This is a genomic window from Enterobacter sp. SA187, from assembly GCF_001888805.2.
Taxonomy (GTDB): Bacteria; Pseudomonadota; Gammaproteobacteria; order Enterobacterales; family Enterobacteriaceae; genus Enterobacter_D.
This window is the reverse complement of sequence record NZ_CP019113.1, coordinates 1,219,070-1,243,161: the sequence shown is the minus strand read 5'-3', so window position 1 is coordinate 1,243,161 and position 24,092 is coordinate 1,219,070. Positions and strand designations below refer to the sequence as shown.

General features: G+C 58.5%; 23 protein-coding genes. 12 read left to right on the top strand and 11 right to left on the bottom strand.

The genetic code is table 11. From position 1 onward, the window contains the following. Positions 1–63 precede the first annotated feature (63 nt). Positions 64–762, top strand: a complete 699-nt coding sequence (gene cpxR, locus BMF08_RS06035; RefSeq protein WP_072571348.1) for an envelope stress response regulator transcription factor CpxR — start codon at positions 64–66, stop codon at positions 760–762. Then, positions 759–2,135 carry an envelope stress sensor histidine kinase CpxA gene (gene cpxA / locus BMF08_RS06030; protein WP_072571349.1) on the top strand — a complete coding sequence of 459 codons (1,377 nt, stop codon included), beginning with the start codon at positions 759–761 and terminating at the stop codon, positions 2,133–2,135. The genes cpxR and cpxA overlap by 4 nt, the downstream gene beginning before the upstream one ends. Before the next feature lie 39 nt (positions 2,136–2,174). On the opposite strand, the gene yiiM is transcribed toward cpxA, so the two are convergent. After that, on the bottom strand, positions 2,175–2,846 hold the full coding sequence (gene yiiM / locus BMF08_RS06025) for a 6-hydroxyaminopurine reductase (protein WP_072571350.1): 672 nt from the start codon (positions 2,844–2,846) through the stop codon (positions 2,175–2,177). Between the two features lie 178 nt (positions 2,847–3,024). Here yiiM and BMF08_RS06020 point away from each other — a divergent pair, with 178 nt between their 5' ends. Then, positions 3,025–3,915, top strand: a complete 891-nt coding sequence (locus tag BMF08_RS06020) for a dihydrodipicolinate synthase family protein (RefSeq protein ID WP_072571351.1) — start codon at positions 3,025–3,027, stop codon at positions 3,913–3,915. A 69-nt stretch (positions 3,916–3,984) separates the two neighbouring features. Here the strand turns inward: BMF08_RS06020 and sodA are convergent, their stop codons facing one another. The 3 genes from sodA to rhaS (BMF08_RS06005) all read right to left on the bottom strand — a co-directional run bounded on the left by sodA (position 3,985) and on the right by rhaS (BMF08_RS06005) (position 6,511). Beyond that, positions 3,985–4,605 (bottom strand): superoxide dismutase [Mn], encoded by a 621-nt coding sequence (gene sodA, locus BMF08_RS06015; RefSeq protein ID WP_072571352.1) that lies wholly within the window; start codon positions 4,603–4,605, stop codon positions 3,985–3,987. A gap of 128 nt (positions 4,606–4,733) precedes the next feature. Further along, the gene (gene rhaR / locus BMF08_RS06010) at positions 4,734–5,591 is read right to left on the bottom strand and encodes an HTH-type transcriptional activator RhaR (protein WP_072571353.1); all 858 of its coding nucleotides are present in this window, start codon (positions 5,589–5,591) and stop codon (positions 4,734–4,736) included. Between the two features lie 83 nt (positions 5,592–5,674). Then, positions 5,675–6,511, bottom strand: coding sequence for an HTH-type transcriptional activator RhaS (rhaS, locus tag BMF08_RS06005; protein ID WP_072571354.1), 837 nt, complete (start codon positions 6,509–6,511; stop codon positions 5,675–5,677). Positions 6,512–6,811: 300 nt separating this feature from the next. Here rhaS (BMF08_RS06005) and rhaB point away from each other — a divergent pair, with 300 nt between their 5' ends. The 9 genes from rhaB (at position 6,812) to rhaM (ending at position 16,711) form a co-directional block, all read left to right on the top strand. Next, on the top strand, positions 6,812–8,266 hold the full coding sequence (gene rhaB / locus BMF08_RS05995) for a rhamnulokinase (RefSeq protein WP_072571355.1): 1,455 nt from the start codon (positions 6,812–6,814) through the stop codon (positions 8,264–8,266). Beyond that, complete coding sequence (locus tag BMF08_RS05990; protein WP_072571356.1) at positions 8,263–9,522, top strand: L-rhamnose isomerase; 1,260 nt, start codon at positions 8,263–8,265, stop codon at positions 9,520–9,522. The genes rhaB and BMF08_RS05990 overlap by 4 nt, the downstream gene beginning before the upstream one ends. A gap of 141 nt (positions 9,523–9,663) precedes the next feature. Further along, positions 9,664–10,494, top strand: a complete 831-nt coding sequence (gene rhaD / locus BMF08_RS05985) for a rhamnulose-1-phosphate aldolase (protein WP_072571357.1) — start codon at positions 9,664–9,666, stop codon at positions 10,492–10,494. A gap of 79 nt (positions 10,495–10,573) precedes the next feature. Then, positions 10,574–11,560 (top strand): rhamnose ABC transporter substrate-binding protein, encoded by a 987-nt coding sequence (gene rhaS, locus BMF08_RS05980; protein WP_072571358.1) that lies wholly within the window; start codon positions 10,574–10,576, stop codon positions 11,558–11,560. A 75-nt stretch (positions 11,561–11,635) separates the two neighbouring features. Next, positions 11,636–13,147, top strand: a complete 1,512-nt coding sequence (locus BMF08_RS05975; protein ID WP_072571359.1) for a sugar ABC transporter ATP-binding protein — start codon at positions 11,636–11,638, stop codon at positions 13,145–13,147. Next, positions 13,147–14,151 carry an ABC transporter permease gene (locus BMF08_RS05970; protein ID WP_072571360.1) on the top strand — a complete coding sequence of 335 codons (1,005 nt, stop codon included), beginning with the start codon at positions 13,147–13,149 and terminating at the stop codon, positions 14,149–14,151. The genes BMF08_RS05975 and BMF08_RS05970 overlap by 1 nt, the downstream gene beginning before the upstream one ends. After that, on the top strand, positions 14,148–15,152 hold the full coding sequence (locus BMF08_RS05965; RefSeq protein ID WP_072571361.1) for an ABC transporter permease: 1,005 nt from the start codon (positions 14,148–14,150) through the stop codon (positions 15,150–15,152). Before BMF08_RS05970 ends, BMF08_RS05965 begins: the two co-directional genes overlap by 4 nt. Before the next feature lie 99 nt (positions 15,153–15,251). Then, positions 15,252–16,400, top strand: a complete 1,149-nt coding sequence (fucO, locus tag BMF08_RS05960; RefSeq protein ID WP_072571362.1) for a lactaldehyde reductase — start codon at positions 15,252–15,254, stop codon at positions 16,398–16,400. Next, positions 16,397–16,711, top strand: coding sequence for an L-rhamnose mutarotase (gene rhaM, locus BMF08_RS05955; RefSeq protein WP_072571363.1), 315 nt, complete (start codon positions 16,397–16,399; stop codon positions 16,709–16,711). Before fucO ends, rhaM begins: the two co-directional genes overlap by 4 nt. Positions 16,712–16,766: 55 nt before the next feature. Here the strand turns inward: rhaM and BMF08_RS05950 are convergent, their stop codons facing one another. The 7 genes from BMF08_RS05950 to BMF08_RS21235 form a co-directional block, all read right to left on the bottom strand. Then, positions 16,767–17,174, bottom strand: a complete 408-nt coding sequence (locus BMF08_RS05950; RefSeq protein ID WP_072571364.1) for a type II toxin-antitoxin system HicB family antitoxin — start codon at positions 17,172–17,174, stop codon at positions 16,767–16,769. A gap of 47 nt (positions 17,175–17,221) precedes the next feature. Continuing rightward, the gene (locus tag BMF08_RS05945) at positions 17,222–17,404 is read right to left on the bottom strand and encodes a type II toxin-antitoxin system HicA family toxin (RefSeq protein WP_072571365.1); all 183 of its coding nucleotides are present in this window, start codon (positions 17,402–17,404) and stop codon (positions 17,222–17,224) included. A gap of 84 nt (positions 17,405–17,488) precedes the next feature. Continuing rightward, entirely contained in the window at positions 17,489–19,486 is a 1,998-nt protein-coding gene (locus BMF08_RS05940; protein WP_234007216.1) for a metallophosphoesterase family protein, read from the bottom strand. 14 nt (positions 19,487–19,500) lie between these two features. Then, positions 19,501–22,104 (bottom strand): glycoside hydrolase family 38 C-terminal domain-containing protein, encoded by a 2,604-nt coding sequence (locus BMF08_RS05935; protein ID WP_072571367.1) that lies wholly within the window; start codon positions 22,102–22,104, stop codon positions 19,501–19,503. Positions 22,105–22,137: 33 nt separating this feature from the next. Continuing rightward, the gene (locus tag BMF08_RS05930) at positions 22,138–23,253 is read right to left on the bottom strand and encodes a PTS fructose transporter subunit IIC (RefSeq protein WP_072571368.1); all 1,116 of its coding nucleotides are present in this window, start codon (positions 23,251–23,253) and stop codon (positions 22,138–22,140) included. Next, positions 23,246–23,560, bottom strand: coding sequence for a PTS fructose transporter subunit IIB (locus BMF08_RS05925; protein ID WP_072571369.1), 315 nt, complete (start codon positions 23,558–23,560; stop codon positions 23,246–23,248). The genes BMF08_RS05930 and BMF08_RS05925 overlap by 8 nt, the downstream gene beginning before the upstream one ends. Further along, the gene (locus tag BMF08_RS21235; protein ID WP_072571370.1) at positions 23,463–24,029 is read right to left on the bottom strand and encodes a hypothetical protein; all 567 of its coding nucleotides are present in this window, start codon (positions 24,027–24,029) and stop codon (positions 23,463–23,465) included. Before BMF08_RS21235 ends, BMF08_RS05925 begins: the two co-directional genes overlap by 98 nt. Between the last annotated feature and the right edge of the window lie 63 nt (positions 24,030–24,092).

The following is a 24,092-nucleotide window of genomic DNA, read 5'->3' as shown; positions in this document are numbered from 1 at the left end:
AACGTAAAGTCATGGATTAGCGCGCCTTGATGACGTAATTTCTGCCTCGGAGGTATTTAAACAATGAATAAAATCCTGTTAGTTGATGATGACCGAGAGCTTACATCCCTGTTAAAGGAACTGCTCGACATGGAAGGCTTTGACGTGTTGGTTGCCCATGATGGGGAACAAGCGCTCGACCTCCTTGACGACAGTATCGATTTACTTTTGCTCGACGTGATGATGCCGAAGAAAAACGGTATTGATACACTTAAAGAGCTTCGCCAGACACACCAGACGCCCGTTATTATGTTGACTGCACGCGGCAGCGAACTGGATCGCGTACTTGGCCTTGAGCTGGGCGCGGACGATTATCTGCCTAAACCCTTCAACGACCGTGAGCTGGTTGCGCGCATCCGCGCCATCCTGCGCCGTTCACACTGGAGCGAGCAGCAGCAAAACAGCGATAACGGTTCCCCTACTTTAGAAGTCGACGCCTTAAGCCTCAATCCAGGCCGTCAGGAAGCCAGCTTTGATGGACAGTCGCTGGAACTTACCGGCACCGAATTCACGCTGCTTTATCTGCTGGCGCAGCATCTGGGCCAGGTCGTTTCCCGTGAACATCTGAGCCAGGAAGTGCTGGGTAAGCGCTTAACGCCGTTCGATCGCGCCATCGATATGCACATTTCCAACCTGCGCCGTAAATTGCCGGAACGCAAAGACGGACATCCGTGGTTTAAAACCCTGCGTGGTCGCGGCTATCTGATGGTTTCTGCTTCATGATTGGAAGTTTGACTGCGCGCATCTTTGCCATTTTCTGGTTAACGCTGGCACTGGTGCTGATGCTGGTACTGATGGTGCCGAAGCTGGACTCCCGTCAGATGACGGAGTTGCTCGACAGCGAACAGCGCCAGGGCGTGATGATCGAACAGCATGTCGAAGCGGAACTGGCCAATGATCCGCCGAACGACCTGATGTGGTGGCGCAGATTATTCCGCGCGATCGACAAATGGGCGCCGCCGGGTCAACGCCTGCTGCTGGTGACCAGCGAAGGGCGCGTGATTGGCGCAGAACGCAGCGAAATGCAGATCATTCGTAACTTCATCGGGCAGGCGGATAACTCCGACCACCCGCAGAAGAAAAAGTACGGTCGGGTAGAGCTGGTAGGGCCATTTTCCATCAGGGATGGGGAAGATAATTACCAGCTCTATCTCATTCGTCCGGCCAGCAGCTCGCAGTCAGACTTTATTAACCTGCTTTTTGACCGCCCGTTATTACTGCTGATTGTCACCATGCTGGTCAGTTCGCCATTGCTGTTATGGCTGGCGTGGAGTCTCGCCAAACCGGCGCGTAAGCTGAAAAATGCTGCCGATGAAGTGGCGCAGGGTAACCTGCGTCAGCATCCGGAACTGGAAGCGGGGCCGCAGGAATTCCTCGCCGCCGGGGCCAGCTTTAACCAGATGGTGACGGCCCTGGAACGCATGATGACCTCGCAGCAACGCCTGCTTTCTGATATTTCGCATGAACTGCGCACCCCGCTGACGCGTCTGCAACTGGGCACCGCCCTGCTGCGCCGTCGCAGTGGTGAAAGCAAAGAGCTGGAGCGCATCGAAACCGAAGCGCAGCGGCTCGACAGCATGATCAACGACCTGCTGGTGATGTCGCGCAATCAGCAGAAAAACGCGCTGGTCAGCGAAACCATGAAAGCGAATCAGCTGTGGAGCGAGGTGCTGGACAACGCCGCCTTTGAAGCCGAACAGATGGGCAAGACGTTGACGGTGACCTTCCCGCCAGGGCCATGGCCGCTGTACGGCAACCCGAACGCGCTGGAAAGCGCGCTGGAAAACATCGTGCGTAATGCGCTGCGTTATTCACACACGCAGATTGAAGTGGGATTTGCGGTGGATAAAGACGGCATCACCATTCACGTGGATGATGACGGTCCGGGCGTCAGCCCGGCAGATCGCGAGCAGATTTTTCGGCCGTTCTACCGCACCGACGAGGCCCGCGATCGCGAGTCCGGCGGCACAGGGCTGGGCCTGGCGATTGTGGAAACCGCCATCCAGCAGCACCGCGGCTGGGTGAAAGCCGACGACAGCCCGTTAGGCGGCCTGCGCCTGACCCTCTGGCTGCCGTTGTATAGCAAGCGAGCCTGATGTAGCGCCCTCTCCTTCACCGGGAGAGGGCAACGCCGGTTACCCGCGCAACCGCCGCGAACTGTCTTCGATTTTGCCGCTAATCCGCCGTTTCTGCATGGTTCTTGCCCAGCTCACCGACAGCCCTGCCGCTGACAGCAGGCGATGATACTGCTCATCGTCGAACGGCGTATGCCAGGCAATGACACCCGCCTCATGGACGCTGATCTCGCTGCAACGGGATACCAGCTCCAGCGGCGCATCGCTGAACACCTTCCCGCCCGCCACGATACGGTACAGCCAGCCGGTGTGACCGCGATCCTGCATCAGCGTCGCCATATTGGGAATGCCGAAGTGGAAATTGAGCTTAAAGCACGGCGAGCGCGGCTGCGTCACCTGGATCAGCGCCTCGCCCCAGCGGAAAATATCGCCGATATACACGTTCTTCTCCGTCAGCCCGACGGTCGACAGATTCTCGCCAAAGGCCGGGGCGACAAAGAGCGCCGCCTGGTCCGGGAAATCCCGCGCCCATTGGGCGTAATGTTCCCGCGGATAGTGGCATAACGCACGGTCGGGGCCGCCGTGGATCTTTTTCTCCGCCTGCTGGTCATCTTTCAGGCCGCGTTCCGTAAGCGTCAGTTCGCCATCCACCTGCACTTTCGCAATGGCGCTCGGGCGGCTGCCCGGATAATCGCGCACCTTGCCGGAAAATACCTCCATCGGATATTGCATATCGTCTCCCTTTGTCATAATTCCACTGCGCTTCAGGCTGGCCGGAAACGCCGCCAAATACAATATTTTTGCGGCATCAGCGCGCAAAAAAAGTACACCACTGGCGTGAAATGCTGCAAGCCGTGCTATCACTTAGCTAACTTCTGAAACGCCATTTCACATTCAAGGAGTCAACAACATGTCCAGTGATGCACGCTTTACGGGCGTCTGGTGCCCGTCCATTACGCCGATGGAAACCGACGGCAAGATAGATTTTAACGGCCTGCGCCAGCATCTCGCCCGCCTGACCGACGCCAGAATCGACGTGATTCTGCTGATGGGCAGCATCGGCGAATTCGCTTCCTTTACGCTGGAAGAGCGGCTGTCGCTGATCCGCGAAGCACGGGCCATGTCGTCGCTGCCGATGGTGGCAAACGTCTCCTCCACTTGCGTGAGCGATATACTGCGTATGGCGCAGGCGTCCTTTGACGCGGGCTACGACGCGGTGATGATCCTGCCGCCCTACTACTACGGACAGACATCTGCGCAGCTGCTCAGCTACTACCGCGCGCTCGGGCAGCAGCTGACCGGCAAATGGTTCGCCTATAACTTTCCGGCGCGTACCGGCTGTGATCTGACGCCGGAGCTTATCGCCACGCTGGTGGCAGAATTCCCTGACTTCGCCGGGATCAAAGACACCGTGGACTGCCAGTCGCACACCCGCAATATGATCCTCGCCACCCGGGCGGTACGGGAGGATTTTGCCGTACTCTCCGGCTACGACGAGTATTTTATTCCCAACAAGCTGGCAGGCGGCGCCGGGGTGATTTCCGGGCTGAATAACATTGTGCCGGAGCTGTTCGTCCGCGCGCGTGAAGCCTTCGCCCGGGGCGATCTGCAAACTTTACAGCAGGTTCAGCAGGAGATTGGCAAGCTGTCGGCGATTTACGCCATCGGCGATGATTTTGTCACCACCATTAAAACCGTGGTGGCGCGCAAATTTGGTTATTGCGGAACGACATCGCGTAACGCGGGCGGCACGCTGAACGTCGCGCAGACGCGTGCCATCGACGAGGTTTTCGGCCTGTAGCGGGCAAAAAAAAGCCCCCGTCGGCTTACCGACAGGGGCTGGACAGATTCACCAGAAGGTGAGCAGGACTTATTTTTTAGCCGCGAAACGTGCCGCTGCTTCGTCCCAGTTAACCACTTCCCAGAACGCCTTGATGTAATCCGGGCGTTTGTTCTGATATTTCAGGTAGTAAGCGTGTTCCCACACGTCCAGACCCAGGATCGGGAAGCCGGATGCGCCAGAAATTGCTTCACCCATCAGCGGGCTGTCCTGGTTTGCAGTAGAGACTACAGCCAGTTTGTCGCCTTTCAGTACCAGCCACGCCCAGCCGGAGCCGAAACGGGTGGCAGCCGCTTTCTCGAACTCTTCTTTGAATTTCTCAACAGAGCCGAAATCACGTTCGATAGCCGCTTTCAGGTCGCCCTGCAGGGTGGTACCGGTTTTCAGGCCTTTCCAGAACAGGCTGTGGTTAGCGTGACCGCCCGCGTTGTTACGCAGTACGGTTTTTTTGTCTGCCGGCAGCTGATCCAGTTTGGTGATCAGCTCTTCAACCGGCAGGTTAGCGAATTCAGGCAGACTTTCCAGCGCTGCGTTAGCGTTGTTTACGTAGGTCTGGTGGTGTTTGGTGTGATGGATTTCCATCGTCTGCTTATCGAAATGCGGTTCTAAAGCGTCGTATGCGTATGGCAGGGATGGCAGTGTATAACTCATATTCATCTCCATTATTGTCGGGCGGCTGAAGTGTTAACGCCGCGTAAGCAGTTGGTTCATTATAGTTAATTAACTGGTATTGAAAATGTTTATCAATGCCGTAGTTTCTGTGTGGTTATAACTTTTCGTTATGACACTGTCAATTTTGGCGCTAAGCGTTGCCGCCACTGGCTTGGCGTCGCGCCCGTTTCACGGGTAAACACCACCGAGAAATAGTTGCTGTCTTCGAAGCCGCAGCACATGGCGATTTCGCCGATTAACAGTTCCGTATGTTGCAGCAAATACTGCGCGTGGCAGATGCGCAGCTGGCGCAGATAGTTGTTGATGGTCATGCCGGTCTGGGTGCGGAATTGCTGCCGCAGCGCGCGTTCGCTGCACTGGTTTTGCTCGCAGAACGTCTCCAGCGCAAAGGCCCGGTTCAGGCTGCCTGCCAGCGCCGTGATGAGCCTGTCGAGCAGCGCCTCGCTGGCGGTAGCCGACAGGTTATCCGTGGCGTAGCGATGCCGTTTAAGCGTCAGGATCAGCTGCGCGAACAGCGCCTCCGCCAGCGGGTTCGCCAGCTCGTCCGTTCTGGCGCTCTCCTGCTCCAGCTGGGTGATCACCTGCCGCGCCTGCGTCATGCCGGTGCTGCCAAGCCGCCAGTAGGGCGACTGCTCACGGCCCTGTAGCCCCGGAATATGCGCCGCCCAGTCCAGCGCCAGCGTCAGGCGCTCCGGGCAGTAGATAATATTTTGCAGCACCAGGTCGTTCACCGAGGCGTAAGAGTGGCGATCTTCGGCGCGGATATAGAACAGATCGCCGCGGGTGATGCGGTAAGGCCGGTCGTTCAGAATGTGCAGCCCGTTGCCGCGCCACACCAGCACCAGTTCATTAAACTCGTGGGAATGCTCCGCAAAGACGTTTTGCGGGTAGCGATCCGCCACCGCCACCGCCTGTCCGGTACGGGCAAAAAAATCGGCTTTGCGAAGAATTAACTGGCCTGCCACAAGGTCACCTCAACAGCGATTAACCTTTCATTATTAGCTGTTTTCTGGCGAAAATACGGTGATAAATCTCTCGTTACGCGCAGCTACTGTAAAAGCGTGTCGCGCCCCTGGCGGATATCGCGCGGCGACCAGTCGAACTCCCGGCGAAAAAGCGTTGAAAAGTGGTTACTGTCGCCGAAACCGCAGCGAAAAGCGATGTCAGTGACGCTATGGTCGCTGTGGCGCAATAAATGTCGCGCTTTGATCAGCCGCAGGCGATTCAGATAGCGCTGCGGCGTCATACCGGTGTACTGCTTGAGCTGACGGTGCAGGGTGCGCAGCGACAGCGAGAACTGATCCGCCAGCGACTCCCAGCACACCTCTTCCGCAAAATGATCTTCCAGCCACGACATCAACTGATTCAGGCGCGCATCGTTATTCGCCGCCCCTTCCATCTGGCTGCTGCGACGCAACAGCACCAGCAACTGCATAAAGAGGATCTCACGGTTCGCCAGCGCCGCCGTATCCTTGCCCTCATCCGCCGTTTCCATCTGCCCGACAATCTGGCGGATCTGTTGCAATACGCCCTGATTCACGCGCCAGTGAGACGGATAGTGCCCGTCCTGCTCCTGCGGCAGTAACTGGTTTAAGCCGGATAAGAACTGGAACGCGTCCGGGGAGCGGTACAGCACATTGGTCAGGCACAGATTATCGGTGTGCTCATAGAGATGCCGGTCATGATCGCGTACAAAGCACACGGTGCCGCCGCTGATGGTGTAGGGCTGACCATTGAAGACGTGAATACCGGTGCCGTGCTCGACGATCACAATCTCATGAAAATCATGATGATGTTCCGGGAATGCCGCCTGGGGCAGCCGGGGTTCAATAGCAACAGGCGTATAACCTGATGGAAAAAAGTCCACGCTGTGTAATACGGTCATAGCAACCCCTGTCGATGAGAAACGTTCTCAATATAGTAATTAACGCCCTCTGTTCTCACCTTGAATTTTTGACAGCAAAGCGCGCAAAGCCTGTCGATTTTTCAAGAAACTGTCGGAAAGTTCAGGAAATGCGGCGGCGGTCACAGCGGCTGAAAAACCGCTGATAAGTGGAAATTGTGAACTCTCTCACGTTCATCTTTGGTTTCTTGCCAGCGGCGGTTTGGGCCTGTCACTGGCAAGAAGGTGATCCTGCTGGCCCTTTTTTAGACTGGCGGCAATGACTCACCAGAGGATCGCTCCATGACTTTTCGCCATTGCGTCGCAGTCGATTTAGGCGCATCAAGCGGGCGCGTAATGCTCGCCCGCTTCGACGTTGAGCCGCGTACCCTTACGCTTCGCGAAATTCATCGCTTCAGTAACTGTCTGCAAAAAATTGACGGCACCGAGTGCTGGGATATCGACAGCCTGGAAGCGGAAATCCGCTGCGGGCTGGATAAAGTCCGTCAGCAGGGCATCGCCATCGACAGCATCGGCATAGATACCTGGGGCGTGGATTACGTGCTGATTGATGCGCAGGGCGAGCGTGTCGGTCTGCCGGTTTCCTACCGCGACAGCCGCACCGATGGCGTAATGGCGCGGGCGTTAGCGCAGCCCGGTAAAACCGATATTTATCGTCGCAGCGGCATTCAGTTTTTACCCTTCAACACGCTCTATCAGTTTAAAGCGTTAAGCGAACAGCAGCCGGAACTGATGGCGCGCGTCGCCCATGCGCTGCTCATCCCCGACTATTTCAGCTTCCGGCTGACCGGCCAGCTCAACTGGGAATACACCAACGCCACCACCACGCAGCTGGTAAACATTCACACCGACAGCTGGGACGAGACGCTGCTCGACTGGGCGGGCGTACCCGCCGCCTGGCTTGGCACCCCCACCCATCCCGGCAATGTGATCGGTCACTGGGCTGACGTGCCGGTGGTTGCCGTCGCCAGCCATGACACCGCCAGCGCGGTGATCGCCGCGCCGCTGGCCGGCAAAGACGCCGCGTATTTATCCTCCGGCACCTGGTCGCTGATGGGCTTTGAAAGCAAAACGCCCTACACCAGCGATGAGGCGCTTGCCGCTAACATCACCAACGAAGGGGGCGCGGAAGGCCGCTATCGTGTGCTGAAAAACATCATGGGCCTGTGGCTGCTGCAACGGGTGCTGAAAGAGCAGAACGTGCAGGATTTGGCGGATCTGATCGCCCGCACCGCCGCCCTGCCCGCCTGCCGTTTCGTCATCAACCCGAACGACGCGCGCTTTATTAATCCGGAAAACATGAGCCGCGAATTGCAGGCCGCCTGCCGGGAAAACGGCCAGCCCGTACCGCACACCGCCGCTGAACTGGCGCGCTGCATTTTTGACAGCCTGGCGCTGCTGTATGCCGATGTGCTGCACGAACTGGCGCAGCTTCGCGGTAAAGCCTTCAGCCAGCTGCATATCGTGGGCGGCGGCTGCCAGAACCAGTTGCTCAACCAGCTGTGCGCCGATGCCTGCGGCATCACCGTGGTGGCTGGCCCCGTTGAGGCCTCAACGCTCGGCAACATCGGCGTGCAGTTAATGACGCTGGACGAGCTGAACAATGTCGACGCTTTCCGTGAGGTGGTGGCGTCCAGTTACGCCCTCACCACTTACACCCCTCATCCTGATAATGAAATTGCTCGCTATGTTGCGCAGTTTCAGCAAAAACGACCAACAAAGGAGCTTTGCGCATGACCACTCAACTTGAACAGGCCTGGGAACTGGCAAAACAGCGCTTCGCCGCGGTGGGCATTGATGTCGAGGCGGCGCTGAGCCAGCTCGATCGCCTGCCGGTGTCCATGCACTGCTGGCAGGGCGATGACGTCGCCGGGTTTGAAAACCCGCTGGGCGGCCTGACGGGCGGCATTCAGGCGACCGGTAACTATCCGGGCAAGGCGCGCAACGCAACAGAGTTACGGGCCGATCTGGAGCAGGCGCTGAGCCTCATTCCAGGGCCGAAGCGCCTGAACCTGCACGCCATTTATCTGGAATCCGACGAGCCGGTAGCGCGCGATGCCATCAAACCTGAACACTTTAAAAACTGGGTGAGCTGGGCGAAAGAGAACCAGCTGGGCCTGGATTTCAACCCGTCGTGTTTCTCGCATCCGCTTTCCGCCGATGGCTTTACCCTGTCCCACGCTAACGATGAGATCCGCCAGTTCTGGATCGACCACGTGAAAGCTTGCCGTCGCGTGTCGGCGTATTTCGGCGAGCAACTGGGCACGCCGTCGGTGATGAACATCTGGATCCCGGACGGCATGAAAGATGTCACCGTTGACCGCCTCGCGCCGCGTGAGCGTCTGGTCGCCGCGCTGGACGAGGCGCTGAGCGAGAAGCTGAGCCTGGCGCATCACATTGATGCAGTGGAGAGCAAGCTGTTCGGCATCGGTGCCGAGAGCTACACCGTCGGCTCTAACGAGTTTTACATGGGTTATGCCACCAGCCGCCAGACGGCGCTGTGCCTGGACGCCGGTCACTTCCACCCGACCGAAGTGATCTCCGACAAAATCTCCGCTGCCATGCTCTACGTGCCGCGCCTGTTGCTGCACGTCAGCCGCCCGGTGCGCTGGGACAGCGACCACGTGGTGCTGCTGGACGACGAAACCCAGGCCATCGCCAGCGAGATCGTCCGTCATAACCTGTTTGACCGCGTACATATTGGCCTCGATTTCTTCGATGCCTCCATCAACCGTATCGCCGCCTGGGTGATCGGCACCCGCAACATGAAAAAAGCCCTGCTGCGCGCCCTGCTGGAGCCGACCGACGAACTGCGTCGCCTGGAAGCGAGCGGTGATTACACCGCGCGTCTGGCGCTGCTGGAAGAGCAGAAATCGCTGCCGTGGCAGGCGGTATGGGAAATGTATTGTCAGCGCAACGACACGCCGGTCGGCAGCCAGTGGCTCGACAGCGTGCGGGCGTATGAGAAAACCGTGTTGGCCGAACGCCAGTAAATACACCGCCCGGCGGCGCTTCGCTTGCCGGGCCTACGCATGACATGTAGGCCGGGTAAGCGTAGCGCCACCCGGCATTGAGATAAATGTAGGCCGGGTAAGCGCAGCGCCACCCGGCGTTTTCAAAGGAACCACAAGACTATGCAGAACATCACTAACGCCTGGTTTGTCCAGGGGATGATCAAAGCCACCTCCGACGCCTGGCTGAAAGGCTGGGACGAGCGTAACGGCGGCAACCTGACGCTGCGCCTGGATGAGGCAGACATCACCTCTTTCGCCGCAGATTTCCATAAAGAGCCGCGCTACATCGCCCTGAGCCAACCGATGCCGCTGCTGGCTAACACGCCCTTTATCGTCACCGGCTCCGGTAAATTCTTCCGTAACGTGCAGCTCGATCCCACCGCCAACCTCGGCATCGTCAAGGTGGACAGCGACGGCGCGGGCTACCACATTCTCTGGGGGCTGACCGACGATGCCGTACCGACATCAGAGCTGCCCGCGCATTTCCGCTCACACTGTGAACGCATCAAAGCGACCCATGGCCGCGATCGCGTGATCATGCACTGCCACGCCACCAACCTCATCGCCCTGACCTACGTGCTGGAAAACGACTCTGACCTTATCACCCGCAAACTGTGGGAAGGCAGCACCGAATGCCTGGTGGTGTTCCCGGACGGCGTCGGCATTCTGCCGTGGATGGTGCCCGGCACCGATGAAATCGGTCAGGCCACCGCCGATGCAATGGCGAAACATTCGCTGGTGCTGTGGCCGTTCCACGGCGTCTTTGGTAGTGGCCCGACGCTGGATGAAGCCTTTGGCCTGATTGACACCGCCGAAAAATCCGCTGAAGTGCTGGTGAAGGTGTACTCGATGGGCGGCATGAAACAGACCATCACCCGGGAGGAATTAATCGCCCTCGGCAAACGCTTTGGCGTGACGCCGGTGCAGTCCGCTTTAGATTTGTACAAATAACAACATCGCGCCCCGCTCACGAAGACGGGGCGAATACCACCTGCCATCCCTACAAAAACTAACTCGTGGAGTACAAGCAATGAAAATTAAAGCAAGCTTAATCCTCACCGTTGCTGCGCTGGCGTTGTCCGGTTCCGCATTAGCAGAAGTCAAAATCGCCCTGGTGGCAAAATCATTAGGTAATGGTTTTTTTGAAGCAGCGAACGTCGGCGCGCAGGAAGCCGCCAAAGAGTTAGGTGATGTAAAAGTCATTTATACCGGCCCCACCACCACTACCGCCGAAGCGCAGATCGAAGTGCTGAACGGCTTGATCGCCCAGGGGGTGGATGCGATCGCCATCTCCGCCAACGATCCGGACGCCGTGGTGCCGGTGCTGAAAAAAGCGATGCAGCGTGGTATCAAAGTCGTCTCCTGGGACTCCGGCGTGGCGAAAGCCGGCCGCCAGATCCATCTGAATCCCTCGAACAATGCGCTGATCGGCGAAACCAACGTCAAGCTCGCCGCCGAAGCGCTGAAGGCGCTGAACGTCGAAAAAGGCGATGTGGCGATCTTAAGCGCCACGCCGACCTCTGCGAACCAGAACACCTGGATTGCGGAAATGAAAAAGGTGCTGCCGAAGTATCCGTCCGTCAATCTGGTGACCACCGCCTATGGCGACGATCTGTCTGACAAGAGCTATCGCGAAGCGGTGGGCCTGCTGAAAACATATCCGGATCTGAAAGTGATCGTTTCGCCGTCGTCGGTCGGCATAGTAGCAGCCGCGCAGGCGGTGAAGGATCAGGGCAAAATTGGCAAAGTGTACGTGACCGGTCTCGGCCTGCCGTCTGAAATGGCGGGGGCGGTGAAATCCGGCGCGACCAAAAGTTTCGCCATCTGGAACCCGATCGATCTGGGCTATGCCGCCACTTACCTGGCGGATGACTTAGTGAAAGGCAGCGCCACCAAAACCGAGGCCAGCATGGGCAAACTCGGCAAAGTGAAACTGGATGCGGACGGCAGCGGCGCGATGGCTGAGCCGTTCGTCTACGATGCCAGCAATATTGATAAGTTCTCCAAAATTTTCTGATCCGTTTTCTGACATACGGCGGGTGGCGCTGCGCTTACCCGCCCTACAAGAAATCTCGTTATGCGGAGAACTATCATGACGGCATCCACCCCTCTGCTGTCGCTCAAGGGCATCACCAAGGTTTTCCCTGGCGTGCGTGCTCTTGAGAACGTGCAGCTCGATCTCTGGCCCGGCAAAGTCACCGCCCTTATCGGTGAAAACGGCGCGGGCAAATCAACGCTGGTCAAAGTGATGACCGGCATCTATCAGCCGGAAGAAGGCGAAATCCTCTATAAAGCCATTCCCATTAACCTGCCGGGGCCGGAAGCGGCGCACAAAGTCGGCATTACCGCCATCCATCAGGAAACCGTGCTGTTCGATGAACTGTCGGTGACGGAGAACATTTTTGTCGGACAGTATCTGTATAAAGGCTTTCTGAAGAAGCTGGACTGGCCCGCCATGCACCAGAAAGCGCAGGCCATTCTGACCCGTCTGGAAGTGCAGATCGATCCGCACGCGACGCTGAAAACCCTGAGTATCGCCCAGCGCCATATGGTTGCCATCGCCCGGGCACTCTCCTTTGACGCCCAGGTGGTGATCCTCGACGAACCCACCGCGGCCCTGTCGCAGCACGAAATTCTGGAGTTTTACCAGATCGTTGAGCGCCTGAAGCAGGAAGGCAAAGCGATCATGTTTATCTCGCACAAGTTCGATGAAATCTTCGAGCTGGCGGATCACTACACCATTTTGCGCGACGGGGTGTACGTCGGCTCCGGCGCGATGAGCGACATCACTGAAGAGCGCATGGTGGCGATGATGGTGGGCCGCGCCATCACCCAGACCTACCCGAAAATAGCCTGCGAGCCGGGCGATACGGTGCTGGAAGTGAAAGATCTCTGCCATCCCACGGAATTCGCGCACATCAATTTCTCCCTGCGCAAAGGGGAAATTCTTGGCTTTTACGGGCTGGTGGGGGCGGGGCGTACTGAACTGATGCAGGCGCTGTCCGGCGTCTCGCGGCCGTCGTCCGGCGAGATTGTGCTGAACGGAAAAAGGGTAGAGTTCCACCAGCCCGCCGATGCCATTAACGCCGGTATCGTCTGCGTGCCGGAAGAGCGCCAGAAACAGGGGGCGATCATCGAGCTGCCCATCGCCCAGAACATCAGCCTGCCGCAGCTCGGCAAGCTTAACCCCAACGGCGTACTGAACGACGCCAGGGAGTGGGCGCTGGCGGATGAGTACGCCCGACGCCTGCAAGTGAAGGCCTTCAGCTGGAAACAGCCGGTGGAAACCCTCTCCGGCGGCAATCAGCAGAAAGTGGTGATTGGCAAATGGCTCGCCACCCATCCGGACGTGATCATCCTCGACGAACCCACCAAAGGCATTGATATCGGCTCGAAAGCCGCCGTACACCAGTTTATGTCCGAACTGGTCGGGCAAGGGCTGGCAGTGATCATGGTGTCGTCTGAACTGCCGGAAGTGATGGGCATGGCCGACCGCATCATCGTCATGCATGAGGGGCTGATGGTCGCGGAATACCGCGCGGGCGAAGCCACGGCGGAAACCATTGTCAGCGCCGCCAGCGGCGCGGCGCAGGAGGCGGCATAATGTGGCAACAACTGCTTAAAAATCGCGAAGCCTTGCTGGCGTCGGTGATTGTGCTGATGGTGATCGCCATTGGCAGCCGCGCGCCGTCGTTCGTCGCCCCGGGTAACCTGGTCGAGATCTTTAACGACACCTCTATTTTAATCATCCTCGCGCTCGGCCAGATGATGGTGCTGCTCACCAAAGGCATTGATTTGTCGATGGCAGCTAACCTGGCGCTGACCGGCATGATCGTCGCCCTGCTCAATTTCCACTATCCGGCGATCCCCGTCTGGGCGTTACTGCTGCTGGCCACCGCGCTCGGGCTGGTGATGGGCATCATCAACGGCCTGCTGGTGTGGAAAATGGGCATCCCGGCGATTGTGGTGACCCTGGGCACCATGAGCATCTACCGCGGCATTATTTTTCTGCTCTCCGACGGCGGCTGGATCAACTCTCACCAGATGAGCAGTGATTTTCTCGGCCTGCCGCGCGCTGCCGTGCTGGGGCTGCCGCTGCTGAGCTGGTGCGCCATCGCCGCGCTGTTGCTGGTGGGCTACTTCCTGCGCTACAGCCGCACCGGACGCGCGCTCTACACCGCAGGCGGCAACGCCACCGCCGCGTATTACACCGGCATCAACGCCGGAAAAATGCAGTTCGTCAGCTTCTGCTTATCCGGAGCGCTGGCCGGTTTCTGCGGTTACCTGTGGATCTCCCGCTTCGCCGTGGCCTATGTGGATGTGGCGAACGGCTTTGAACTCCAGGTGGTCGCCGCCTGCGTCATTGGCGGCGTCAGCACCATGGGCGGTACCGGGCGCGTGCTCGGCTGTCTGTTCGGCGCGCTGTTTCTGGGCGTCATCAATAATGCGCTGCCGGTGATCGGCATTTCGCCCTTCTGGCAGATGGCGATTTCCGGGACGGTGATCGTCATTGCGGTGCTGCTGAACGAGCGCGGCAATAAACGTAAAGGGCGGCTGATCCTGCGCGATGCCGCGCTGGCGCGTCAGAAAATGGCGGTGAAATCATGAGCAAAATTATGACCACTGAAGAGATGAACACCTCACCCGCCGCCACGCCATGGCTGAAACGCCTGCTGTGCTGGGAGGGCTTTTTACTGGCGGTGACGGCGGCGGTGTTTATCGCCAATGCGCTCGCGTCGCCCTATTTCCTCGACATCTGGAACCTGTCGGACGCCACCTTCAACTTCACGGAAAAAGCGATCATCGTGCTGCCGATGGCGATGCTGATCATCGCCCGTGAAATTGACCTGTCCGTCGCCTCGACCATCGCCCTCAGTTCCACGGTGATGGGGTTCTGCGCCCAGGCGGGCGTCGATACGCCGCTGCTGGTCTGCGTCGGGCTGGGCGTCGGCCTGCTGTGCGGGCTGTTCAACGGCGTGCTGGTGACGCGCTTTAATTTGTCCTCCATCGTCATCACCATCGGCACCATGAGCCTCTACCGCGGCATTACCTACATTCTGCTCGGCGATCAGGCGCTGAATGCGTATCCGGAAAGCTTTGCCTGGTTTGGTCAGGGCTACGTGTGGGGGGCGTTGTCCTTTGAGTTTGCCCTGTTCATCGTGCTGGCGGGCGTGTTTGCCTTTGTGCTGCACCGTACCAACTTTGGCCGCCGCACTTATGCCATCGGCAATAACCCGACCGGCGCGTGGTATTCCGGCATCAATGTGAAGCGTCACAACCTGGTGCTGTTTGCGCTGGTGGGCCTGATGGCGGGGCTGGCCTCGGTGCTGCTCACCTCGCGCCTCGGCAGTACGCGCCCGACCATTGCTACCGGCTGGGAGCTGGCGGTGGTGACCATGGCGGTGCTGGGCGGCATCAATATTCTCGGCGGCTCCGGCAGCATGGTCGGCGTGATCATCGCCGCCTTCCTGATGGGATTAGTCACCTTTGGCCTCAGCCTGCTTAACGTGCCGGGCATCGTGGTGTCGATCATCATAGGCGCGATGCTGATTGTGGTGATTTCCCTGCCGATTATTACGCGACGGATTATGCAGCGAAGACGAATTTAACGGCCGGGTGGCACTGCGTTTACCCGGCCTACGATGTAGGCCAGTACAAGCGCCGCGCCGCCGGGCATAAAAAATCACAGCAAGATAAGGAGATTTATCATGAGCTTTATGTTGGCACTTCCCAAAATCAGCCTGCATGGCGCGGGGGCAATCGGCGACATGGTTAACCTGGTCGCGGGCAAAAAGTGGGGCAAGGCGCTGATCGTCACCGACGGGCAACTGGTGAAGCTGGGCCTGCTGGATAGTCTGTTCAGCGCGCTGGATGCGCACCAGATGTCTTATCATCTTTTTGACGCGGTCTTCCCGAACCCGACCGAAGCGCTGGTGCAGAAAGGTTACGCCGTGTATCAGGATGCCGAATGCGATTACCTGATCGCCTTCGGCGGCGGTAGCCCGATCGATACCGCGAAAGCGATAAAAATCCTTACCGCCAATCCTGGCCCGTCCACCGCCTATTCCGGCGTGGGCAAAGTGGTGAACGCCGGGGTGCCGCTGGTCGCCATAAATACCACCGCGGGCACCGCCGCTGAGATGACCAGCAACGCGGTGATTATCGACGCCGAACGTCAGGTCAAAGAGGTGATTATTGATGCCAACATTATTCCCGATATTGCCGTTGATGATGCCAGCGTGATGCTGGAAATCCCGGCCTCCGTCACCGCAGCGACCGGCATGGATGCGCTGACCCACGCGGTGGAAGCCTATGTGTCCCTTGGCGCGCACCCGCTCACCGATGCCAACGCGCTGGAGGCTATCCGCCTCATCGCCCAATGGCTGCCGAAAGCGGTGGATGACGGTCATAACCTGGAGGCCCGCGAACAGATGGCCTTCGGTCAGTACCTGGCGGGCATGGCCTTTAACAGCGCCGGTCTGGGACTGGTGCACGCGCTGGCCCATCAGCCGGGTGCCACACATAACCTGCCGCACGGCGTCTGTAATGCCATTCTGCTGCCGATCATTGAAAACTTTAACCGCCCCAACGCCGTGGCGCGTTTTGCCCGCGTGGCGCAGGCAATGGGCGTCGATACGCGCGGCATGAGCGTTGAAGCCGCCAGCGAAGAAGCCATTATCGCCATTCGCGCGCTGAGCGCCCGCGTCGGCATTCCGTCCGGCTTCAGCCAGTTGGGCGTCACCAAAGACGACATTGAAGGCTGGCTGGATAAAGCCCTCGCCGATCCCTGCGCCCCGTGCAACCCGCGCGCCGCCAGCCGCGAAGAAGTGCGCGAGCTGTATCTGGAGGCGTTATGATCCGCAAAGCCTTTGTGATGCAGGTTAATCCTGATGCCCACGACGAGTACGAACGCCGCCATAATCCCATCTGGCCGGAGCTGGAATCGGTGCTGAAAGATCATGGCGCGCACCATTACGCGATCTATCTCGATAAAGCCCGCAACCTGCTGTTCGCCACCGTCGAGATCGAATCCGAAGAGCGCTGGAATGCCGTCGCCAGCACGGACGTATGCCAGCGCTGGTGGGAATATATGTCCGCCGTTATGCCGTCAAACCCGGACCACAGCCCGGTCAGTAGCGAGCTGAAAGAGGTGTTTTATCTGGAGTGATAGATAACGCCCGGCAGCGCTTGCCGGGCGTGTTAATAAATCTGTCAGACAGTGTTTAAAGGCGTTTTGATAATTCCCTTCTCGCCAGCTCAGCGATAAAACCGCTACGGCTGGTGTAGTCTTTATTATTTACGACATAAGCATCTATTCTTCTTAACAAATTTTGCGGCAAAGTAATATTTAATTTCACCGATTTGCCATCGTATTTAGAGGTATCAATATCCACGATCCCCCACATGCCGCCCTGGCAGTCTTCATCATCTTTATGATCGTTCATCGTACGTGCTACAGGTACGTCTTTTCCTTTCTCACTCCGGTAGTCCAGATACGCATCAATAGCTGCATGAGCATCAGCGATCGCATCATCAATGGTATCACCTGCGAAATAGCATCCAGCCAGATCGGGCACAAAACCAGAAAAAGCGCCGCTTTCGGTCTGATGTAAATAAACTGGATATTTCATGGTTTTTCCTCATTCAGAAGTGACGTGCGCCAACACGCCTTTGGCACTTATTTTTCGCCTAATTGCTTCAAAATCTTATGTAACGTACCGGCAGCTAAATCCTTATTTGGATGGGGAACCACTATCGGCTCAGGCTCACCTTCCTTTTCAAAAATGTGATGCGAACCTCTGGTGCGGACATGCTCCCAACCTGCCTTTTTCAGCTTCTTCATGACTTCAGCGCTCGTCATACATTCCTCAACGTCCCTGTAAGCTTTAGTGGTTATTATACCCACCACTTTTAAAATCGGTCAATTAAATGGTGGGTATGGTGGTTACTGAATGTGAGGTTCTGTGCGAAAATTTATTCCACTACCCATCTCCCCCGTCTCCACATTAATATGAAAATGACATGCCGGGCTGCCGTGCAGGTATTTATCGATCACCGCAAAAAGGCTGCCGAAACGTAGCCGGAAAATATCTTCAACCGCGCTGTGTTGATTGACCTTTAGGGCGACAGGAGATAAACGGGTCGCCAGCGCGCCCGTTAGCAGCTGGTACTGGTGCAAACGGTCGGTGGGAATATCCTGTAAGGCCAGCTCATCCGCATTGCGTAAACGGTAGAAATCCACCGCCAGATCGAAACCGTTCCAGCGGGCAAAATCCTGCCGTTTCATGCCTGCTTTTTGTGCCAGCGCCTGCGCTTTTTGCCGTGCCTTTTCCCAGGCCGCGCCGCTTTTTTTACCATCGTATTCGCCTTGATTGAGCTGGCTTGCGATCAGCATCTCCTCGCCGTTTAGCGAAAACAGCAGCTGGCGCAGATCCTCCGGCCACTCTTCCGGCAGAAAACGCAGGCGGGTGAGTTCAGTGATATGCCAGTTAGTGAAGGCGTAGTAGCTGTCGGCCTGCAAAATGGCGCGGTTCCACAGATGGGGCGAGTGCACGGCGTTAAGATGATCCCACTCCTGCTGATAGTGCTCAAACAGTTCATCAAAACGCGGAACGTCCTTAAGGATCACCGTCTGCACGTCGATCTCCAGCGGGCTGGTAAAGTTAAGGATTTTATAGGCCGGAACGTAGGCCGCCAGCGACGGCGCCTGAATGTTGAACAACAGGCTGCCATCGGCATAACGGCGCACGCCGGTATCGTTAAAATGCATATGACCGCCAACGTGCACGCCAATGCCGGTTTTTGCCAGCGCGTGGCTGGTGTCCTCGCGCGGCGCGCGGGCCAGCTGGAATTTTCCCTCGCCAAAAATATCAGCAAGATCCGCAGCCGCGCCGTTATCGAATTCCACCATCGGAAAATGGCTGAAGGTGACCAGCGTTTTGTTGAGCGCTCTGGCACGCTGCGCAACATCCGCCATCCAGGCGACGGTCTGCTGTTTGTGCGTCAGCATGCTGTTGTAGCCCGCCTCGCCGGAACCCAAAAACTGCGGTTTATCCGCGCGGGCGTCGGCGGCGGGCAGATAGACGTTGGCGTCCACCGCCAGCAACCACAAACCCGGCACCGGCTCCACCAGATAACTGCTGTCGGCGACGGTAAAGCAGGGGCCGTAACCGGGCTTTTTGTAGATCCCACCCGTTCCCTGGGCGCAGATTTCATACTGCCGCTGGCTGAAATCGCTGGCCCGCTGCGCCGCCTGGTAGCTGTAATTTTCCACGCCGTAACCGGAGTACGGCGTTTCCCAGTACAGATCCTCTGGCGATGGATTGATGCCGAACGGCCCCATCGCCGTCATGATCGCCTGATAACCGCTGTGGACCATCTCCTCGCTGCAAATCGTCGGCAGTCCGGCGTCGGTTTTGATCCGCGCTGTCGCGCCCTGGTAACCCTGACACTCTTTTGCGCCACGGCTGAAGATACGCTGGGTTTTGCCGCCCTCCCCCAGAAAATCCTCCTCACCGCCTGGCGTGGTAAAGGGGCGGTTCGGATCGTGGTTGCCGGGGGTGGCGAAAAAGCGCATGCCATACTTTTGCTCGTATTCATGCAGCAGTTTTACCAGCCCGCGCACATGGTAAGGCTGGCCGTCATCGCTGAAATCCCCCGGCAGCGCCACCCATTTGATGCCCTGCTTTCCGGCATCGTCCAGCGCGGCGCGCAGCGCAAAATAGTTCTCATTGAACAGCCGGGTGGAGGTGAGTTGCGCATACATGGAACGAATAATAGCGGGCTTGCCGCTTTTGCTGTTCGGCAGGCCGGTAAAGGCCTGGTCCGCAAACTCGCCGTACACGTCGTGAAAGTGAATATCGGGCATAAAGGCGACGCGGTACTGATATTTCTCTGCCGCTGGTGATGCGCCGCTGGCAATCAGCAGCAGGGGTACGGCCATCCTGATTAGCCTTTTCATTTGTCCTCCCGATAAAAATCAAGACGCCAGCTGACAGGCGTGCCGGGCGGTACGCTGCCATCGCCGGGCTGCGCCGGGGTTTCTGCGAGGGTGATTTTTTGCCAGTCGCCTGCCGCGTCAGGCGCGCTATCCGGCAGCGGCCGCAGGCCCGGATTCCAGCCGCGTAACACCAGCGCCTCGCCGCGCTGCGCTTTTTTCAGCGTGCTGAAGTGCAGAGCGCTGCCCCAGGTAAGCAGGCTGTAATGGGCGGGAAAGCGGATGCCGTGGGGATTGGTGCGAAAACGTGACCAGCCCGAATCCAGATAGCCGCTGGCCGGGGTGCGCCAGTGCTCCACCGTGCGCCAGAATTCGTCACTCTGCCCCTGCGCCATCGGCAGCACGGCAAAATTAAAGCGCAGCATTCCCTGAATTTGTGAGTCCGGCGACGGCAGCACCATGCCCGACGCGCGCCCTGGCCGCCAGGGGAGATCCGGCAGGCCAAGCCAGCCGACGCTGCGAAACAGCGTGAGGGCGATAACGCCGGTCTGCTCCGCCGGGAGTTCATATTCCCGTAGCCCTGCCGTCACCACCGCCAGCCCGCGGGTTTCATGGTGCAGCATCACCAGGCTTTGCACTGGCCACAGCGACGCGGGCGCTTCGGTCCAGTTTTCCGCCTGCCAGCGTTGCAGCGCGGCGGGCCGGTTTTCCCGTTCGATCAGGCCAAAGGGCTGATCGGCAAAATGAAATGCCTGTGCAATGCCCACCGGGATTTCCACCTGTAAGCGGTGATCGCGCAGGGTGTTGTTAACCTCAACGTTGACGTCAAGCCAGGGGGCGTCATGGGGCAGCGAGACCGTCATCGTCACCGCCAGCGTGGCGTTGCACTGCTGCGCCGCGCGTGATGCGGCATCGGCAGGCGCCGGGATCTGCCAGCGCAGCGTCAGGGTATCGTTCAGCGCCCCGCGCTCGCCGTGCGCCTCCTGCAAACAGCCGTCGCTGGTGACGCGCCAGTCCTGCGAGGGCGGCGAATAGTTGTAGTTATCCCCCGCGTCGCCGCCGTCCACCAGCCGCAGCACCTGCGGGTAACGCTGTTGGCTGCGTTTATCGATAAGCGTCAGCTGGTCACCGTCGATCTCCAGCCGCAGCCAGGGGTTTTCCAGCGCGCTGATGGTTTCACCAGCGTGATCAAAGCCCGCGGGCTGCCCCTCCTGTAAATAGAGCGTGCGATAGCCGCAGGCGGGTAACGCCTGTGCCGCCAGCACAATCTCGCATTTACGATACCAGGTGGTGGAGGTGCTGTTCGCCAGTTCCTGCACGATGATCGACATGTCCTGTGGGGTGTCCCGCAGCAGTTGCCAGCGGCAGACGGTGCCGTCTTCTTCCACGATGCGAAAATCCGCATGAGGGGTGTACAAGGTCAGCGTGACCTGCGCATCCCGGACGTGGGGCAGCGGATTAAAGAGGATGATTTTTTTGCCATCCTGCCGGGCAGTGATCCCTTCGGCGAGCATTTTCATATTCAGATCAAACAGCTGCTGCGCGCTTTCCAGCCCGTCCGTTAACCGCGCTTTCACCATGCTGTTGACGCGATCGGCATTACAGCCGCCGATGCTGTCATGGGCATGGGATTTCATCGCCTCGCGCCAGATCGTCTCCAGCGCCTGCTGTGGATACGGCAGCCCAAGCTGTCTGGTCACCGCCAGCAGCGGCTCCAGCGTCTGGCTGACGAACTGCTCCAGCCGGGCGTTGAGCAACTTGATGTCCATGCGCGTGGAAAAAATACCACGATGGATACGCATATATTTCGGGCTGAGCAGTTCGCCCCGGAATTCGGGCAGCGGTTTTTCACCGTCACGCAGCGCGGCAAAAAAATCGCTGAAGCTGCTGCGAATAAAGCGGTACTCCTGCTGGCAGTCGTTGAGCCGATCCAGCATCGCCGGGACGGCGTATTCAAAAGGCGACTGATCGTTACCGTTCGGCAGCAACAGCGCGTCGGTGAGCGAAAAACGCGCCTGTTTTTCGAGGATGGCGGGCAGCACGCGTCCGGCCTGTTCTACGTCGTCCGGCAGCCATTTGGCGCAGCCGTAACCCCACGGCAGCACCGCCGTGGTGACGCGACTGCCGCCCTGCGCCACCCAACTGAATTCGCTGCTGGCGACATCGTGCTCGCACCAGCCGCGCCAGATCACCGCCGCGTCGATGGCGAATTCCCGCAGAAACAGCGGCAACTGCGCGCTCTGGCCGAAAGAGTCCGGCACGTAGCCCACCGGCATAGCACTGCAACCCCACGCTTCGCAGTCGGCGTTGCCCAGCAGCAGATTACGCGTGATGGACTCCGCGCCCACCACCAGAAAATCCGTCTGCGTGTACCACGGGCCGATGAGAATACGTCCCTGGCGGATCAGCGCCTGTAGCCGGTCGCGCTGTTCGGGGGCGACGCGCAGATAGTCCTCCAGCACCACCGTTTGCCCGTCCAGCACAAAGGGGCCGAGGGTGGTGTCCTGCTCCAGGCGGTTCAGCAAATCATGCATAAAGTAATAGAGCACCATGCGCGAGTCGTTCTCGGTGAAATACCATTCGCGATCCCAGTGGGTGTGCTGAATTAAATGTACGGTCTTCATCAGGCGTACCTTCTCCTTATAGATGGGACGGCCTCAGCGACCGGCTTTAAATTTCGGCGCGGCGGCGACGGGTTTATTTTCCGGTTCGTTTTCACTGCGAAAGACCAGCAACGAGCCGACGGCGATAATGGCCGAGCCGGTGGCAATCGACAGCACGTATACCGGCCAGTGACTCACCGCCAGCCAGCCATAAAAGCCGGAGATCGGCGCATGGTTGACCGCCCCCAGCCCGACGGCCATCGCCGCGCTGGTGGCGGAGCCGAGCACGTTAATGATGATGATTTTGGGATTGGCGAGCGCAAAGGGGATCGCGCCTTCGGAAACGCCGATCAGCCCCATCAGCGTTGAAGCTTTTCCGGCCTCGCGCAGGGACGCCGGGAAGCGCTTCGCCCACAGCAGCGTGGCGACGCCAAGGCCAATGGGCGGTACGATAATCGCCACCTGGGCTGCGGTATTGGGATCGTAAATGCCCGAGGCCAGCAGCGCCATCGCCGTGGTTACCGCCGCTTTGTTGACCGGCCCACCGAGATCGAAGCCGACCATGCCGCCCACCACCGCCGCGAGGATAATTTTGTTCGCGCCGGACATCGCCAGCAGCCAGTTTTCCATGCCGTGATTAAGCGCCGCCAGCGGCGTGCCGATGATAAACGCCATCACTAAACAGGTGAGCAGCGTGCCGCCCACCGGCAGGATAAATATCGGCCCGGCGGACGCTAAAGCTTTGGGTAAACGCACCCAGGTGGTCAGGGCGCGCACGATGTAGCCTGCGACAAAACCCGCCGCCAGCGCCCCCAGAAAGCCGGTGCCCAGATTACTGGCGAGCAGGCCGCCGACCATGCCGGGAGCCAGCCCCGGCTTATTGGCAATCGCAAAACTGATGTAGCCCGCCACCACCGGCAGCATCAGCGATAACGCCATGCCGCCAAAGCCGTCAAACTTATGCAGCAGTTGCACCACCACGCTTGCCGCCTCGCCATGGCTGGCATCCCAGATATTATCAATGCCGTACATAGACGCGCCGATACGTGCGATGCCCATGATCACCGCTCCGGCGATGACAAACGGCAGCATCCAGGAGACGCCGGTCATAATGGCGTTTTTGATTTCCGTGCCCGCCGACGGGCCGCTTCCTCCGTTGAACTTAGCCATTGGCGTGCTCCTGCTCCAGCGCTTCAAATACCGCATCGCCAAACTTGATCGGATCGGAGACGCTGCACTCCAGCTTGATCATGCCGTCGAAGCGTTCTTTGCCGCTGATGGCGACATCGGCGGCGATGATCACGCCATCCGCCCGCGCCAGGTCGTCTGCGGTGATGTCATTTTCAATTCCCAGGCTGCCCTGGGTTTCGACTTTGATTTCATGGCCGCGCTGACGCCCGGTAAGCTCCAGCGCTTCTGCTGCCATATAGGTATGAGCGATGCCTGTCGGACAGGCGGCGACGCAAACAATAAACATAGAAACTCCTTACAGGGTCGGATTCAGGCAATAAAAAAAGCACAATGGCGAAGGCGCGCATTGTGCTTTGCGGGGAAACCATTAACCGGAACGCGGCGTCGTCTGACGCGCCGCTGGCGTGATGACAGGCCATCAGCTGGCGCAGGCTGGAAATACGGAACAGGAAGGCCAGCTCGTCGCGTTTACGGCTGTGCAGACGGGTGGCGTATCCGGCGTGATATAAAACTTTTATTAACGGCGCGGCGGGACGATAAAGTGACGGGCAGAGTTTTCCGGCGCTGGACCATAATTGCGCCCAGCCGACGGCGGTATTTTCATCCAGCGCGTCATGAATAATCGCATCGTCTTTTTCAAGGGAAGGAACAGAAGTAAACCAGCAAATTTTACTCAGCCACGCACGAACAGCGCTATCGCAAAATAGCCCTGTTAACATGCATTGAAATAGCCGCTGAATATTAATCACTGACATCTGCCTCCGTTAAAATATCAGCGGAGTATAGGTCAGCGAATTAAACGCGAATGTGATTCTTCA